Source organism: Arcobacter pernae (assembly GCF_049472135.1).
Classification (GTDB): Bacteria; Campylobacterota; Campylobacteria; order Campylobacterales; family Arcobacteraceae; genus Arcobacter_B.
Window position 1 is genome coordinate 448883 of sequence record NZ_JBMOVV010000001.1, and the last position, 16930, is coordinate 465812.

At 29.5% G+C, this 16930-nt stretch carries 18 protein-coding genes and 4 tRNA genes; 12 read left to right on the top strand and 10 right to left on the bottom strand.

Annotated elements, in window-relative coordinates; all coding sequences use genetic code 11:
• Positions 1-18: 18 nt before the first annotated feature.
• Both metG and ACH5BF_RS02255 read left to right on the top strand, forming a co-directional pair.
• Entirely contained in the window at positions 19-1977 is a 1959-nt protein-coding gene (gene metG / locus ACH5BF_RS02250) for a methionine--tRNA ligase (RefSeq protein WP_423272390.1), read from the top strand.
• The gene (locus ACH5BF_RS02255; protein ID WP_423272391.1) at positions 1977-2966 is read left to right on the top strand and encodes a peptidoglycan synthetase; all 990 of its coding nucleotides are present in this window, start codon (positions 1977-1979) and stop codon (positions 2964-2966) included. The genes metG and ACH5BF_RS02255 overlap by 1 nt, the downstream gene beginning before the upstream one ends.
• 12 nt (positions 2967-2978) lie before the next feature.
• Here ACH5BF_RS02255 and ACH5BF_RS02260 read toward each other — a convergent pair whose 3' ends face one another.
• Positions 2979-3635: a S24 family peptidase gene (locus tag ACH5BF_RS02260; protein WP_423272393.1), complete on the bottom strand. Its 657-nt coding sequence runs from the start codon at positions 3633-3635 to the stop codon at positions 2979-2981.
• A 330-nt stretch (positions 3636-3965) separates the two neighbouring features.
• On the opposite strand from ACH5BF_RS02260, the gene ACH5BF_RS02265 reads away from it, so the two are divergent.
• From ACH5BF_RS02265 to ACH5BF_RS02285, 5 genes are all read left to right on the top strand, one after another.
• Entirely contained in the window at positions 3966-4211 is a 246-nt protein-coding gene (locus ACH5BF_RS02265) for an OadG family protein (protein WP_423272395.1), read from the top strand.
• A 6-nt stretch (positions 4212-4217) separates the two neighbouring features.
• The gene (locus tag ACH5BF_RS02270) at positions 4218-6005 is read left to right on the top strand and encodes a biotin/lipoyl-containing protein (RefSeq protein WP_423272396.1); all 1788 of its coding nucleotides are present in this window, start codon (positions 4218-4220) and stop codon (positions 6003-6005) included.
• A 16-nt stretch (positions 6006-6021) separates the two neighbouring features.
• A complete protein-coding gene (locus ACH5BF_RS02275; protein WP_423272398.1) occupies positions 6022-7344 on the top strand; it encodes a sodium ion-translocating decarboxylase subunit beta in 1323 nt (440 codons plus the stop codon).
• A gap of 33 nt (positions 7345-7377) precedes the next feature.
• Positions 7378-8958: a phosphoenolpyruvate carboxykinase (ATP) gene (pckA, locus tag ACH5BF_RS02280; protein WP_423272399.1), complete on the top strand. Its 1581-nt coding sequence runs from the start codon at positions 7378-7380 to the stop codon at positions 8956-8958.
• Between the two features lie 85 nt (positions 8959-9043).
• The gene (locus ACH5BF_RS02285) at positions 9044-9538 is read left to right on the top strand and encodes a hypothetical protein (protein ID WP_423272400.1); all 495 of its coding nucleotides are present in this window, start codon (positions 9044-9046) and stop codon (positions 9536-9538) included.
• Positions 9539-9557: 19 nt separating this feature from the next.
• On the opposite strand, the gene ACH5BF_RS02290 is transcribed toward ACH5BF_RS02285, so the two are convergent.
• Positions 9558-10586, bottom strand: a complete 1029-nt coding sequence (locus ACH5BF_RS02290; protein ID WP_423272401.1) for a bifunctional 3,4-dihydroxy-2-butanone 4-phosphate synthase/GTP cyclohydrolase II — start codon at positions 10584-10586, stop codon at positions 9558-9560.
• 119 nt (positions 10587-10705) lie between these two features.
• Between ACH5BF_RS02290 and ACH5BF_RS02295 the strand changes: the two genes are divergently transcribed.
• From ACH5BF_RS02295 to ACH5BF_RS02310, 4 genes are all read left to right on the top strand, one after another.
• Positions 10706-10780, top strand: a tRNA-Gln gene (locus ACH5BF_RS02295).
• Positions 10781-10799: 19 nt separating this feature from the next.
• Positions 10800-10876, top strand: a tRNA-Met gene (locus ACH5BF_RS02300).
• Between the two features lie 13 nt (positions 10877-10889).
• Positions 10890-10966, top strand: a tRNA-Met gene (locus tag ACH5BF_RS02305).
• Between the two features lie 65 nt (positions 10967-11031).
• Positions 11032-11108, top strand: a tRNA-Thr gene (locus ACH5BF_RS02310).
• Positions 11109-11225: 117 nt separating this feature from the next.
• On the opposite strand, the gene ACH5BF_RS02315 is transcribed toward ACH5BF_RS02310, so the two are convergent.
• The 8 genes from ACH5BF_RS02315 to ribA all read right to left on the bottom strand — a co-directional run bounded on the left by ACH5BF_RS02315 (position 11226) and on the right by ribA (position 15894).
• A complete protein-coding gene (locus ACH5BF_RS02315) occupies positions 11226-11393 on the bottom strand; it encodes an entericidin EcnAB (protein ID WP_423272402.1) in 168 nt (55 codons plus the stop codon).
• Positions 11394-11407: 14 nt separating this feature from the next.
• Positions 11408-11752, bottom strand: a complete 345-nt coding sequence (locus ACH5BF_RS02320) for a hypothetical protein (RefSeq protein ID WP_423272403.1) — start codon at positions 11750-11752, stop codon at positions 11408-11410.
• Positions 11753-11897: 145 nt separating this feature from the next.
• Positions 11898-13913 (bottom strand): glycine--tRNA ligase subunit beta, encoded by a 2016-nt coding sequence (gene glyS, locus ACH5BF_RS02325; protein WP_423272404.1) that lies wholly within the window; start codon positions 13911-13913, stop codon positions 11898-11900.
• Complete coding sequence (locus ACH5BF_RS02330; protein WP_423272405.1) at positions 13906-14061, bottom strand: hypothetical protein; 156 nt, start codon at positions 14059-14061, stop codon at positions 13906-13908. Before ACH5BF_RS02330 ends, glyS begins: the two co-directional genes overlap by 8 nt.
• 72 nt (positions 14062-14133) lie before the next feature.
• The gene (locus tag ACH5BF_RS02335) at positions 14134-14505 is read right to left on the bottom strand and encodes a hypothetical protein (protein ID WP_423272406.1); all 372 of its coding nucleotides are present in this window, start codon (positions 14503-14505) and stop codon (positions 14134-14136) included.
• Between the two features lie 8 nt (positions 14506-14513).
• On the bottom strand, positions 14514-14735 hold the full coding sequence (locus ACH5BF_RS02340; protein ID WP_423272408.1) for a PP0621 family protein: 222 nt from the start codon (positions 14733-14735) through the stop codon (positions 14514-14516).
• Entirely contained in the window at positions 14735-15322 is a 588-nt protein-coding gene (gene rsmG / locus ACH5BF_RS02345; RefSeq protein ID WP_423272409.1) for a 16S rRNA (guanine(527)-N(7))-methyltransferase RsmG, read from the bottom strand. Before rsmG ends, ACH5BF_RS02340 begins: the two co-directional genes overlap by 1 nt.
• Positions 15319-15894, bottom strand: a complete 576-nt coding sequence (gene ribA, locus ACH5BF_RS02350) for a GTP cyclohydrolase II (RefSeq protein ID WP_423272410.1) — start codon at positions 15892-15894, stop codon at positions 15319-15321. The genes rsmG and ribA overlap by 4 nt, the downstream gene beginning before the upstream one ends.
• 58 nt (positions 15895-15952) lie before the next feature.
• On the opposite strand from ribA, the gene hemB reads away from it, so the two are divergent.
• Positions 15953-16930, top strand: coding sequence for a porphobilinogen synthase (gene hemB, locus ACH5BF_RS02355; protein WP_423272411.1), 978 nt, complete (start codon positions 15953-15955; stop codon positions 16928-16930).

A 16930-nucleotide genomic window follows, 5' to 3' on the forward strand; every position in this document is an offset into this window, starting at 1 on the left:
TTATAAAAGAGGTAAAGAATGGAAGAATCTTGTAAAAATGTATATATAACAACACCAATTTATTATGTAAATGATGTAGCACACATAGGTCATGCATACACAACTATTATTGCAGATATGTTAGCTAGATACTCAAGACTAACTGGTGCAAACACTTATTTTTTAACAGGAACTGATGAGCATGGTCAGAAAATTGCTCAAAGTGCTGAACAAAGAGGAAGAACTGCACAAGAATATGCAGATGAAGTTTCTGGTAAATTTAGAGCATTATGGGATGATTTTAATATTACTTATGACAAGTTTATTAGAACAACTGATAGTGAGCATAAAATTGGTGTTCAAAAAGCATTTGAAACAATGTATAACAAAGGTGATATTTACAAAGGAGAATACGAAGGATTCTACTGTGTATCATGTGAGACATTCTTTACTGAAAAACAATTAGTAGATGAGCAGTTCTGTCCAGATTGTGGAAGACCAACATCTATTGTGAAAGAAGAGAGTTATTTCTTTAAATTATCTAAATATGAAGATAAATTAATTAAATGGTATGAAGAGAATGAAGACTGTATTTTACCAAGAAGTAAGAAAAATGAGATTTTAAACTTTGTAAAAGGTGGTTTAAAAGATTTATCAATTTCTAGAACTTCTTTTGATTGGGGAGTTAAGCTTCCAGAATCAATGAATGAACCAAAACACGTAATGTATGTATGGTTAGATGCATTAATGAACTATATTACAGCTTTAGGTTATGGTGCAGATGAAAAAAATATGAATCATTGGCCTGCGAGTGTTCATTTAGTTGGAAAAGATATTTTAAGATTCCACTCTATTTATTGGCCTGCATTTTTAATGTCTTTAGATTTACCTTTACCAAAGCATATTGCAGCACATGGTTGGTGGACAAGAGATGGTGAAAAAATGTCTAAATCAAAAGGGAATGTTGTAAATCCTAAAGAAGTAGCTGATGCATATGGTTTAGATGCATTTAGATACTTTATGTTAAGAGAAGTTCCTTTTGGTCAAGATGGAGATTTTTCTCAAAAAGCATTAATTGATAGAATTAATTCTGATTTAGGAAATGATTTAGGAAACTTATTAAATAGAATTTCTGGTATGTCTGGTAAATATTTTGATTTTAAAGTAACTTCTAAAGATGTTGAAAAATATCATAAAAAAGAGCTTGAAGAAGTTGAAGCTATTTTAGAAAATATTGAAGATTATCTATATAATATGCAAATTAATAGATACTTAGAAGATATTTGGAAAGTCTTAACTGTAGCTAATAAAGCTATTGGTGATTATGAACCTTGGGCTAAGATGAAAGAAGGTAAAGAAGACGAAGCTATGGCTTTAGTTGCTTTAATTACTAATATTATGGCTAGAGTTGCCCTACTTTTAGATTCTGTAATGCCAGAAAAAATTGGTAAAATTGCACAATCACTAGGTATAGAAATAACAACTGAAAATTATAATAAATTATTAAAGAACAAAGAACTTCTTGATGATACAACTATAACTAAAGTTGAACAATTATTTCCAAGAATTGAAGAAGTATTGTTAGAGCAAGCAAAACCTGCAGAAGTATCTAAAAATGAAGTTGAAAAAAAATCAGAGTCTAAAAAAGAAGAGAAAACTGAAGAGTGTGATAATTTAATTACAATTGATAAGTTTTTTGAAACAACTTTAAAAGTAGGAACAATTGTAGAAGCTGAAGAAGTTCCAAAATCTAAAAAGCTTTTAAAACTACAAGTTGATTTAGGTGAAGGAAGAAATAGACAGATTTTAGCAGGTATTAAAGAGTTTTATTCTGCAGAAGAATTAGTAGGTACTCAAGCTTGTGTTGTTGCAAATTTAAAACCTGCAAAATTAATGGGTATGCTTTCAGAAGGTATGCTAATGGCTGCTAAAGATGAAAATGGTTTATCTTTAATTAGACCAGAAGCTCCTAAAAAAATAGGAACAAAAATAAGCTAGTGCAAATATCATCATTAATAGATATAATTGGAGGGAGACTTTTAAACTCTCCTTCTATCTCATTTATTTACTCTTTTAAAACAGATCCTTCAAAAGTAAATGAGGGAGATTTATTTATAGCAAGAACTATAAATGATATTCCTTTAGCAGTACAAAATGGTGCTTTTGCTATTGTAACTCAAGAAGTTCATCCTATTATTGATGATGAAATTGCATGGATAAAAGTTATTGATGTTGATCTTTCAATAGTACAGCTAATTAGATTTAAATTAGCAAACTACTCTTTAAAAGCATATACTTGTAATAGTGCAAGTTATGATTTTTTAAAACTATTTTCTAGTAGTTCATCAAAAAGTATTAAGTTTTTATCTAACAGTTTAGATGATTTTATAAAAATTATTGATGATGTAGAAGATGGAGATTTTTTAATTTCTAAAAATAAAGAGTTATTAGAAAAAATATATCCTAATATTAATTTATTCAACAAAAATAACTTAATCTATGAAAACTTAGTAGAACATTCTCTTTTTGAAGTTTCATTTACTTATGAAGATGTCTATTTTTCTAAATTAAGATTACCTAAAATTTATATAAGTGATTTTTTAGAAGTCTATAATTTTTTAGATTTAGATATTGATCTTTCAAAACTTAGATCATTTAAGCATTTTAAACCACTTTTTTTAGATAAGTCTTTAGAGATTATAGAGTTTGGAAAAAGTGATAAGTTTATTATAACTCAAAGTGATGAATCATTAATAAGAAATGAAATTACATATTTAAAGAATAGATTTAAATATGCAAAGACTTTATATATTACATCAAAATATAATTCTTTTTTAGATGAAAAGCAAATAATTGTAAATTCTATAGATGAATTAAAACAAACATTAAAAGATACAAGTTTTAATGCAGCATATATAATTGGGTTTGATTATAGTGAGATTTCAAAAGAGCTTCAAAAATTAGAAAAGCAAGCATCTCTTTTCTAATTTTTTGAAGTATTAGTATACCATTCCAAAAGAACTTACAACTTTACCTACAATTTCAATATCGTTTTTATTCAAAATTTGTGAAGGGTAATCTTTATTATCAGAAATAATATCTAAATCGCCATCAACTCTTTTTTGTATTCTTTTAACAAAAAGTCCATGGTTTGTTGTAAATGCAAATATACCCTCTCTTGAAGGATCTTTTTTTGTTTTATCAACAAATATAATATTATCATCATTTAATGTTGGTTCCATTGAGTCCCCTATTACATTGATAGCATCAATGTTTTTAAGATTTTCTTTCCCTCCAAGCATATCAATAAAATATGGTGGAACTTCTAATGATTCATAATTGTCTTCAGTTTCATATGCACCACCACCTGCACTTACATTTACTGAAGGATAGTATTTAATCCAGTATTTATCTGTAGAATCTACAAGTGAATCAGGGTTTTGATTGTATAGTAACCAGTTTATAGATATTTTTTTAAGCGCACAGAAATTTAAGATATTTTGATAAGGTATTTTTCCTCTATTTTTCATAGTTGCAAAGTTTGCTTGACTCAATTCTAATGAATTAGCAACATCTTTATCAAAAACTTTACCATTTTTACCATCAGCACTAATAATATCTTTTAATTTGTCTATAATTTCATTAACATCTAACATTTTAACTCCTATTACATACTAGTTACACAATTATATTACAAAATGAAATATTTTTCAAGGGTTTTTAAAAAATATCATAAAATTTGAAATATTTTTAAAAAAGGATAAAATATGGCAAGAAAAATTGTAGAAACAAAAGATAATCTTCTTAATTTTTTTCAAAAACTTGACATATTGATTTATAAATTTGGTGATAAAGTATTATAAACTACTAAAATATTCAAAAATTTATAAATTTAATACAAATAAAAGATAAGTATAAATGTTAATAAAGCTACTTTTATATATTATTACAATAATAATTACATGGTGGTAACCACGGAGAGTATTATGGAAGTAAACTTAGTCACAGAAGCACTAAAGTTCATGATGCTAGGGATGGGAGTTGTTTTCTCATTTTTAGTTATCTTAATTTTCGTGCTAAAAGCACAAGCGGCTTTAATTACGAAGTATTTTCCTGAAAAGGAAAAAAAACCTATTGCAAATAAACCAGTTGGTTCATCTGCATCTAACAATTCTGCAAAGACGGCTGCAATTATCGCTGCAGTTCAACATCACAAAAATCTAAAAGGTTAATATATAATGGCTAAAAAGTATATCGATGTTATGGATACTACCTTTAGAGATGGATTTCAGTCTGTCTTTGGAGGTAGAGTTTTAATGGATGATTTCTTTCCTGCTGTTGAAGCTGCGAAAGATGCTGGTATAACACACTTTGAGTTTGGTGGAGGAGCAAGATTCCAATCTTTATTCTTCTATCTACAAGAAAATGCATTTGAAATGATGGACAAGTTCAGAGAAATTGTTGGTCCAGATGCAAATCTACAAACACTTGCTAGGGGTATTAACACAGTAATGTTAGATACAGGTTCTAGAGAACTTGTTGATTTACATGCTAAAATGTTTGCAAAACATGGTACAACTACAATTAGAAACTTTGATGCTTTGAATGATGTTCAAAATTTAGAGTATTCTGCAGAATGTATTAAAAAATATGGTTTAAATCATGAAGTTGTTGTTACATTAATGGATTTACCTCCAGGATGTGAAGGTGCTCATGATGTTCCTTTCTACGAAAAAACATTAAGACAAATATTAGATAGTGGAATTCCTTATGATTCAATCTGTTTTAAAGATGCATCTGGAACTTCATCTCCTCAAAAAGTATATGAAACAATCCAAATGGCTAGAAAGTTAGTTGGTGATGATACTCATATTAGATTACATACACATGAAACTGCAGGTGTTTCTGTTGCTTGTTATTTAGCAGCATTAGAAGCTGGAGCTGATGGAATTGACTTAGCTGCTTCTCCTGTTTCAGGTGGAACTTCTCAACCAGATATTTTAACAATGTTACATGCTGTAAAAGGTAAAAACTACGATTTAGGTGGTTTAGACATTGAAAAAGTATTAAAGTATCAAGAAGTATTAAGTGATTGTTTAGGTGAATATTTTATGCCACCAGAAGCAACTCAAGTATCACCTCTAATTCCTTTCTCACCAATGCCAGGTGGAGCATTAACTGCTAATACTCAAATGATGAGAGACAACGGAACATTAGATAAATTCCCAGAAGTTATTAAAGCAATGAGAGAAGTTGTTGAAAAAGGTGGATATGGTACATCTGTAACACCAGTTTCTCAATTCTATTGGCAACAAGCATATGCAAATGTAATGTTTGGTCCATGGAAACAAATTGCTCCAGGATACGGTAAGATGGTACTTGGATACTTTGGAAAAACTCCAGTTCAACCAGATCCAGAAGTAGTTGCACTTGCAGCTGAAAAACTTAAAATGGAACCAACTACTGAAAATCCTTTAGATATTGCAGATAGAGATGATAAGAAAAAAATCTCTGTATGGAAACAAAGATTAGAAATGGAAGGTTTAGAAACTTCTGAAGAAAATATTTTCATTGCAGCAGCATGTGATGAAAAAGGAATCGCATTCTTAAAAGGTGATTCACCATTAAATGTTAGAAAAAATGATACAACTCAAGGAGAAAACTCAATGGCTAATGCAACTGGAAACTATACTGTAGTAGTAGATGGACAAAAATTCAATGTAAGTATTGCTGAAGGTGATGCTGATATTCAAGTAACACCAGCAAGTAACTCATCATCAAATGCAGCTCCTGCAGCAGCTACAAGTGGTGAAGAAACAGAAGTTCCAGCAACAGTTAATGGTAATGTATGGAAAATCTTAGTTAATGAAGGTGAAAAAGTTGAAAAAGATCAAAAAATCATGATCTTAGAAGCTATGAAAATGGAAATTGATATTACTGCACCAGCAGCTGGTACTATTACTAGAATTACAGTTGGTGCAAACGAAGCAGTAGATGAAGGACAAACATTAGCTATTATTGGCTAATTTTATTGGAGTTGAAATGAAAAAAAGTCTATTTATCCTACTGTTTACATTTTTTAGTGCATTTTCAATAAATGCACTAGCAGCATCAGCACCAGTAGAGCCTGCTGCTGAACAACAAGAGTATCATTCAAAAAGTATGAATGAATTAGTTCAAGCTTTTTATAATACGACAGGTTTAAAAGCTATTCTTGATCCTCAACCAGGTCTTAAAGGACCACACGGTGAGGAATTAACAGAGTTCGCACAAAGCTTTGGTAGAGTAATAATGATTATAATCTGTTTTGCTTTATTTTATTTAGCAATTAAAAAAGGATTTGAACCTTTATTACTTATTCCTATTGGTTTTGGTGGTATTTTAGCGAATATTCCTATAGCAGAAATTGCTGGTGAAGGTGGAATGTTAGGTATTATCTATAATATGGGTATTGCAAATGGTTTCTTCCCTCTTTTAATTTTTATGGGTGTTGGAGCTATGACGGATTTTGGTCCTTTATTATCAAATCCTAAAACTGCATTACTTGGTGGTGCTGCTCAATTTGGTATCTTTGGTTCTTTAGTTGCTGCTATTGTTTTAGCACAATTAGTTCCGGGAATAGATTTCACATTAGAACAAGCTGCTGCAATTTCTATTATTGGTGGGGCTGATGGTCCAACATCAATCTTTATTGCTACTGCACTTGCACCAGAATTACTTGGAGCTATTGCTGTTGCCGCGTATTCGTACATGGCATTAGTACCAGTAATTCAACCTCCAATTATGAGAGCTTTAACAACTATTGATGAAAGAAAAATTAAGATGAAATCTACTAGAAAAGTTTCTAGAACAGAAAAAATCATTTTCCCAATCGTAGTTGTTGTATTAACATTATTAATCTTACCAGATGCTGCTCCTTTAATTGGTGCATTCTGTTTTGGTAATTTTGCTAAAGAATCAGGAGTTGTTGATAGATTATCTGATACAATGCAAAACGCATTAATCAATATCGTTACAATCTTCTTAGGTCTTGGTGTTGGTTCGAAACTTGCAGCTGAGCAATTCTTAGTTGCAGAGACTATGGGAATTATGGCTATTGGATTATTAGCATTTGCTGCTGGTACTGCAATGGGTGTTATTATGGCGAAAGTAATGAACATGGTTAGTTCTAAGGAGAATCAAGTAAATCCGCTTATTGGTGCAGCTGGAGTTTCTGCCGTTCCTATGGCAGCTAGAGTTGTTAGTAAAGAAGGTCAACAATATGATCCATCAAATGTATTATTAATGCATGCTATGGGTCCTAATGTTGCGGGGGTAATTGGATCAGCAGTTGCAGCTGGTGTTCTATTATCAATTTTTAAATAGAAAACAAATTTTATATAGTAGGAAAGTTAAATTATGTCTGAAATTAAAGACGCTTTAGGTCTAGAAAATGTAGGTGAAGTTAAAAGGAATCTTGATGTAGATTCTTTAATTAAAGATGCAGTAGAGAATGAAGGAGCAAGAGTTTCTTCAACTGGTGCTTTAATGGTTGATACTGGTATTTTCACGGGAAGAAGTCCAAAAGACAAATTCTTCGTGAACCAAGATCCTTCAAATAAATATATTGCTTGGGGTGATATAAATCAAAAAGTTTCTAAAGAAGTTTATGAAGATTTATTAAAAAATTCTAAAAAGCAATTAAGTAACAAAGATTTATATGTTACTGATGTTTATTGTGGAGCTTCATTAGATTCTAGAAAATCTGTAAGATTCATCACAGAAGTTGCATGGCAAGCACACTTTATTCAAAATATGTTTATTGTTCCTCAAACTCAAGAAGAACTTGATAATTTTGAACCTGAGTTTACTGTTTATAACTCTTGTAAAACTTGTGATATGTCATATGCTAGCCATGGTTTACATTCAGAAGTGTATGTAGTATTTAATGTTGAAGAAAACACAGCAATCATTGGTGGTACTTGGTACGCTGGTGAGATGAAAAAAGGTGTATTCTCAATGATGAATTACTGGCTTCCATTAGAGGGTAAACTTCCAATGCACTGTTCTGCTAATATTGGAAAAGATGGTGATACTGCATTATTCTTTGGATTATCAGGAACTGGTAAAACAACTTTATCTACAGATCCTAATAGAGCTTTAATTGGTGATGACGAACATGGTTGGGATGATAATGGTATCTTTAACTTTGAAGGTGGATGTTATGCTAAAGTAATTAACTTAGATGCAGAATCAGAGCCAGAAATTTTTGGAGCTATTAAAAAAGGTGCAATTTTAGAAAATGTTGTTGCAGATGAAAATGGTGTTGTTGATTATTCTGATGGTTCAAAAACTGAAAATACAAGAGTTTCATACCCATTAGATCATATTGAAAACCATACTCCTGATATGAGAGGTGGTCATCCAACTAATATTATCTTCTTATGTGCTGATGCATTTGGTGTTTTACCTCCAGTTGCAAAACTTGATAAACAACAAGCAATGTACTACTTCTTAAGTGGATATACTGCAAAAGTTGCAGGAACTGAAAGAGGAATTACGGAGCCAGTTGCTACATTCTCATCTTGTTTTGGTGAAGCATTCTTACCTCTTAACCCTACTAAATATGCAGAGTTATTAGGTCAAAAAATTGATAAACACAATGTAAATGTATATTTAGTAAATACTGGATGGACTGGTGGTCCTTATGGTGTTGGTTCAAGAATGAGTATTAAAAATACTAGAGCTTGTATTAATGCTATTTTAGATGGATCAATCAATAATTCAGAATTTGAAACATTACCAGTATTTAATTTATCTATTCCTAAAACTTTAAATGGTGTTGATACTGAAGTATTAAACCCAAGAAATACATGGGAAGATAAAGCTGCTTATGATGATACTAAGAAAAAATTAGCAGCAATGTATATTGAAAACTTTAAAAAATACTTAACTTTAGAAAGTGAATATGATTTCACAGCTGCAGGACCAATTTTATAAGGTATAATTCTACTATAAAAGTTTATTGTTAAAAGGAGTGAATTTTTTCACTCCTTTTTTTCATTAAATAAAATAGGAGAAATACATGAAACTATCAGAATTTTTAGCTGACATTAAAAATACAGAAGAAGAAGTAGTTTACTACTGTTGTAATCATTTGTTATCAAAAAAATACAATGTTGAAGAAGACTCTTTAGATGAAGAGACTTTAAAGTCATTATTTGTTGATTATGATAACTTTACAAGAGCATTAAGTGATAGTGCTGGTACTATATACAGAAAGTATGAAGCTGAGCTAAATGATGTTTATAAAACAATTTGTAACAGATTTAATGAAGATTTTGATAATAAATCTCTTTTTGAATTTAGACTTGCAAGAGTTTCAAACCAAGAACCAAGACAATTCTTAGATATTGAAGATAAAGATACTCAAGAAACAGTTATTCAAAAATATGAAGATAAAATTAATGCAATTTTAGAATCAAAATATTATAAAGAGAATGAAGATAAATTATCTAATGATTTAGTAATTCCTCAAAAAACATTAGATTTAATTAAATCAGCAGCTGGTTTAGTTTAATCAATATTTCAAATAGAGTTTAACACTCTATTTGAATTTCTTCTACGATTTCTAATCCAAATCCTTGAAGTCCAACAAAAGAGTGTTTTCCTCCACTAGTCATAAGTTTGATTTGTTTAATATTTAATGAATTAAGAATTTGTGCACCAATACCATAATCTTTTTGAGATTCTCTTTTCTTCTCATCAGATAAGAATATAAGTACCCCACCCTTTGATGATAAAAAGTTAATTGTTTTTAACATAGAGTTTAATTTTTCATCATTTAAGAATAGTTCAATATCTGGTACAATAGTATGGAATTTCACATGTGTAATTTCATTTGTATTTCCAAAAAGAATTGCAGTATGAACATTTCCTAAATGATCTTGGAACTCTTTTTTCTTTACATCTGTATTAAAAAACTTTATATCTGTACTACTGATTTCTTCGATAAGTTTTTCATGTGATAGTCTATATTCTACTAAATCAGAAATATAGATTTGTTTCATATTATGTTTTTGGGCAAAAATATCTAAATCATCTCTTCTTGCCATAGTACCATCTTCTTTCATGATTTCACAAATAACAGCTTCACCATTTAATCCAGCAAGTTTACATAAATCAACACTTCCTTCTGTATGACCAGTTCTAACTAATACTCCACCATCTTTTGCAATAAGTGGGAATATATGTCCTGGTCTTACTAACTCTTCTGCTTTTGAGATTGGATTTGCTAATATTTTAATTGTATCATCTCTTTCCCCTGCACTAATACCAGTTGCTGCATCAGCTGCATCAACAGATACTGTAAATGCAGTTTCATAAGATGAAGTATTTGAACTAACCATTGGATAAAGATCTAGTTTTTTTGCAGTTTCAGTTGTAACTGATACACAAATTAAACCTTTTGCATGAGTAGCCATAAAGTTTACTTTTTCAGGTGTACTTAATGCAGCAGAATAAACTAAATCACCTTCATTTTCTCTATCTTCATCATCAAGCATGATAACCATATTACCTTTTTGGATCTCTTCAATTGCTTCTTTTACTCTTTGTATTGCGTTCATATCTCTTCTTTTTAATAATTTATTTAATATATAATATATTATATCAGAAATTTTGAAATTTCTTCTAAAACCTCTTGACAAATATTAGAATTTCTACTATAATTTCGTCACTTAAAAGATGGGGTATCGCCAAGCGGTAAGGCCACGGTTTTTGGTATCGTTATTCGGGGGTTCGAATCCCTCTACCCCATCCACTTTAAGTTATTTCAAGTTCGCGGAATAGAGCAGCTAGGTAGCTCGTCGGGCTCATAACCCGAAGGTCACAGGTTCAAATCCTGTTTCCGCAACCAATTTAGCCATAGTGTCAAGGTAGCTCAGCTGGCTAGAGCGCTGGTCTCATAAGCCGGAGGTCGAGAGTTCAAGTCTCTCTCTTGACACCACTTATAAAATTGTGTAAACAATTTTCAGGAATTAAAATTTATTTTATTCCAAATTATTTTTGGAAGCTGGTGTAGCTCAGTTGGCTAGAGCAGCTGATTTGTAATCAGCAGGTCGGGGGTTCAAGTCCCTTCACCAGCTCCACTCTAAATTTCACAAAGTAATTTTTATAATAAATACAAACAATTATTTCAAAAGCGCGATTTTTTTCTATTATACTTTGTACATATTTTGGGAGTAATCCCAAAATATTAACAAAAACTACTCTGTTGCATTATGAATAGCTTCTTTTGTTCCTTCGTAAACTTTTTTAGTTCCTTTTTTTGTTGCACTCCAAGCATCAGAACTATCTTCTTTTACACCTTCCCATGTTGCACAACCTGTAAATACAAATATTGATGTAATAGTTATTAATAAAAGTTTTTTCATATTAATTCCTTTATTTATGGATTTGGATTTTCAAAGAAAATATAGTTTGTTGAATAGTCAGAAAATTCAAAATATACTTTACTTTCATTTGCATCTTTTTTAAAGTTTAAATTCTCATCAAGTATTCCATAACCAAATCTGTATGGTCTATTAAAACTTCCTTCTGTTGCTACAGCAGTTGAAAGTTTATCAATTTTAATAAATCTTTTTACTAGTTTTTCTCCTGCATAAACTTCTAGAACGCCATTTACACCTGTCCAATTTTGTAAATATCTATTTATTTTATTTTGTTTCTCTTCACAACCATTGAAAAAAAGTGCAGTTGCTATTAACGAACTTGTAATTAATATTCTTTTCAATAAAAATCCTTTTATATTAAGCTTTTCAAAGTAAAAGTCTACTACAAATGTACTAAAAGGAAGGTTTGATTAAATATTATATATGAGGAATAATTTTTTGTGAGTTAAATATGATATAAATAGGCTTATGCCTATTTATATTTTGTTAGATAGTAATTTCTTTGATATCAGCAATTTTTCTAAACTCTTGATATACTTTACCAATAATATTTTTTCTATTTGTTTTTATTGTTTCATCTTCATGATTTACAAATACATTATCAAAGAAGTTGTCTAATTGAGCTTTTAATCCAAATAATGCATCTAATTCATCTTCATAACAATTGTAATTTACTGATACAACTTTATTAATTGCTTCATATAATTCTTTTTCAGCATCATCTTCTAATAAAGTTTCTTTTACAGATAATTCGGCGTTAATATCTAGATCTTTAATAATATTTGCAACTCTTTTAAATGTAGCTGTATACTCTTTAAAGTTATCACTTTGAACTATTGGATTTAAAGCACAAAGTTTTTTAGAAATTTTATAAACATCTGTTTCTTGTGAACCTAAAACAGCTTTTAATACAGATGGATTTACATCAAAAATTTTAAATAATCTTTCATTAAAGAATTCAATTAATTGAGCTTTATCTAATCCTGGATAATTTGAAGCTAAAGTATCTATGATTTGTGATAAATCAACTGGAAGTTCATGTTCAATAGCAATTTTTACAATACCAGCAGCAGCTCTTCTTAAACCAAATGGGTCTTTTGAACCAGTTGGAATTTTACCTACAGAGAATAGCCCCATTAAGTTATCTAATTTATAAGAAAGTGCTACAATCGAAGAGAATTTATTTGATGGTAAATCAGAATCTTCTCCATCTGGTAGATATTGCTCTTTAAGAGCAGTATATACTAACTCATCTTCTCCAGCAAGTTTTGCGTAGTAGTATCCCATTAAACCTTGTAATTCAGTAAATTCAAATACCATTTCAGACATTAAGTCTGCTTTACTTAACATTACGGCTTTTTCAATAAGTTCTTTTTCTTCAACTTTGAAAGTATCTGCTAAATAAGAAGCAATTTTAGCTTCTCTTTCACATTTTTCATACATTGAACCTAGACCTTCAACGAATGTTAATTTTTTTAGTCCTTCATTTGAAAGACCATTTTTTATATCATTTTTCCAGAAGAACATACCATCTGCAAGTCTAGGTCTTAATACTTTTTCATTTCCTTGAATAATATAACCAAAGTCATCTGTTTTTGAGTTCGAAACTACAATAAAGTTATTAGTTAATTTATCATTTTTGTAAACAGCAAAATATCTTTGGTGTTCTTTCATTGATGTAACAATAACTTCTTCAGGTAATTCTAAAAATTCTTCATCGAATTTACCAATTAAAGCTGTTGGATATTCAGTAATTGCAACAACTTCTTCTAATAGTTCTTGGTCAATTTCAATTTTTACACCATCTCTTTGCTCAATATTTTTCATTTGCTCTAAAATGATTTTTCTTCTTTCATCTGGATATAAAATCACACCATTTTTATCAAGTTTACAGAAATAATCTCCTGCAAAGTCAAAAGTGAAAGGTTCATATGAAACCATTCTATGCGCAAATGAGTAGTTTGATGCTTTTACTCCAAAAAGTTCACCCTCAACTACTTCTTCTCCTAACATAATTGTTAAACTTCTAATAGGTCTAATAAAACTATCTGTTCTTGAAGCCCATCTCATAGATTTTCCAAAATTTAAAGATGAAATAAATTCATTAACCATTTCATTTAATAATGCTTTTGCTTCTGTTCCAATAACTTCTTGTTTGAAATATAGAACTTCACCTCTTCCTTGGTCTATTTTGTCTAATTCAGATACATCTACACCACATTTTTTAGCAAAACCAAGTGCTGCACCTGTTGGTTCACCATCTTTATATGCTATTTTTACAGGAGCACCAAACATTTCTTGTACTGAGTCTTCTTGTTTAACTTGAAACTCTCTATGCCATAATACTAATCTTCTTGGTGTATAAAAAAACTCAAAATCACTTAATAATCTGTTCTTTTCTAAAATATCAGTCCATTTTTTCTCAATATTTGGTAACTCTTTTAAAAATGGAATTGCTGGTAATTCTTCAACACCAATCTCTATTAATAATGGTTTATTCATCTACTGTTTCCTTATTAGAAGTCTTTTTTTCGTTTTCTTCAATTTTATCTTTATATTTATTTATTTGTTGTCTATTAAAGTTGATTATGAAAAGTGCAACCATAATAACAAACATAATTAAAATAATTATATCTAATATCTCTTTCATATTTTTGCCTAATGTTTATATAAAAGGTAATTATATTATCTAAGGTTTGCTTATTTTTTGGTTAGTTATTTTTTACTCAATAATTGAATTGTAAATAATTCCATCAATTTCTAATGAAGCTATTTCTTCAAGTTCAATATCGCTTTGAATAACTGCCAAAATCTTAGAGTCAAACATATAGTTTTCTGCTACCTTTTGAATTTTTGATGCTAAGTCTTTTTTAGCAATAATATATTTTGCGTTTAAAGCATTTGCATATATTGATTCTTTAACAGAACCTACAACTACTGCACTATTTAATTCATTTTCAAATGTGTATTTTAATAACTCTTCGTTGTAACCAAATGAAAGAGTTGAATTGCTTTTTGTATTTTTTATATCATCAATAGTATTGATTTTTGAAATATCTTCAAATGGTACAAGTTTATCACCAATTAATATCATTCTTCATCCTATTTATTATTTAAACACTCTTCAGAACAGTAGAATTTACCGTTACTTAAGATTGCTTCATTCTGAGAAACATATGTTTTACATGTTGGACACTCTACCATTTCATCAGAAATATTTTCATTCTTTTTTGTTTCAACGATATCTTTTTCTCTTCCTTTTTTAAAGAAAATTAAATATACAAGAAAAAGTACGATTACAACAGCTAATATTTTAAAAATCATTATTTACCTTTTATATATAAATAGTTTCTATCTTTTCTATTTACTAATGTATAATTATTTACTTTAGCTTCTTCTATTTCTTCTTGAACTAGTGACCCTTTATAGAATAAATAAGAACTATTTTCTTCTTTGATATTCTCTGTAATATCTAAAAGTAAATTTGTATTTGTTACAGCCCTTGAAGTAATAAGTTTCACCTCTAAATCTTCTACTTTTTCTACTCTATTACAAATTACAGTTAAGTTATCAAGTTTTAAACTTGCTTTTACAAAGTTGAGAAATGAAACTCTTTTAACTCTTGGTTCGATTAAGTAAGCTTTAGTATCTCTTAGTGCCATTGCTAAAATAAGACCAGGATAACCAGCTCCTGTACCAATATCAGCAAAACTCTCATAGTTATCTATAAATTTTAAAGGATAAACAGAGTCTAAAATATTTTCATTAATATCATTTATTGCAAGACTTCCTGTTAAGTTGTGAACTTGTCCCCATTGTCTTAATAGTTTTGTAAAAACTTCACAATCTTCGTAAAATTTATCATCTAATTCTAAGCCATTTGATTGGCATAACTCTTTTAAATCTATCAAAGCATATGTCCCATTTGATCTTTTTTTGTTTTTAAATAATGTTCATTATAAACATTAGATTCTGTTATTGCTGGAATTCTTTCAACAATAGTAACACCTAAACTTTCAACATAATCTATTTTTTTTGGATTGTTTGTTATAAGTTTTATTTTTTTTACATTTAAATCATTAAATATATATTCAACAACAGAATAGTCTCTATCATCTTCACCAAATCCAAGTTCTAAATTAGCTTCAATTGTATTTCTTCCTTGGTCTTGTAAGCAATAGGCATTAACTTTATTTAATAAACCTATATTTCTTCCTTCTTGTCTATGATAGATTATTAAACCACCCTGCTTTGCTATGAAATCAAGGGATAAATTTAATTGATTTTGGCAATCACACTTTAGGCTTCCTAAAGTATCTCCTGTTAAACACTCTGAATGAATTCTTACATATGGAGCTTCTATATTTTCAAAATCTTCACTCATTATTGCTAAATGTTCTTGGTTATCTTGTTTATATGCTTTTATTCTAAACTTTCCATGTTTTGTAGGTAGATTAGCTATATTTGATTGTATTATATTCATTTATCTTTAAACCTTATATTGTTAGAATTCGAGATTATAACCAAAAGAGGTAAATAGAATGTTTAAACGATTTAGAAGACTAAGAATAAATGAAACTTTAAGAAATTTAGTACAAGAAACAAAACTTTCAACTGATGATTTTATATATCCATTATTTGTAAGAGAAGGACAAGGAATTAAAACTGAAGTTTCATCAATGCCTGGTGTTTACCAAATGTCAATTGATGAAATTTTAAAAGAGTGTGAATACTTAATAAGTATTAACTTAAAATCTATTATATTATTTGCTATCCCTGATACAAAAGATTCTGTAGGAAGTGAGTGTTTATGTGATGAAAGTATTATTTCAAGAACAATCAGAGCAATAAAAGAGAAATTCCCTGAAATGTTTATTGTTACAGATTTATGTTTTTGTGAGTATACAGATCATGGACACTGTGGTATTTTAGATCCTAAAACACAGACTGTTGATAATGATAAAACATTAGAAATTTCAGGACAACAAGCAGTAGTACATGCAAAAGCTGGAGCAGATATGATTGCACCATCTGGTATGATGGATGGAATTATTGAGACATTAAGAACAGCTTTAGATGAAAATGGTTATGAAAATTTACCTATTATGTCTTACTCTACTAAATTTGCAAGTGCTTATTATGGTCCATTTAGAGATGTTGCTGAGTCAACTCCATCATTTGGAGATAGAAGATCTTATCAAATGAACCCTGCAAATAGATTAGAAGCTATTGAAGAGTCATTAGAAGATGAAAAACAAGGTGCGGATATCCTAATGGTTAAACCTGCTCTTTCTTATTTAGATGTTATTAGAGATATCAGAAATAATACTAATACTCCACTTTGTGTATATAATGTAAGTGGTGAGTATGCAATGCTTAAAAATGCAGGGGCTGCAGGTTTAATTGATTATGAAAAAGTAATGATGGAAACTCTTTTGTCTTTCAAAAGAGCTGGAGCAAATCTAATTATTACTTATCATGCAAAAGAAGCTTGTGAACTATTATTAAATAAAAATTAA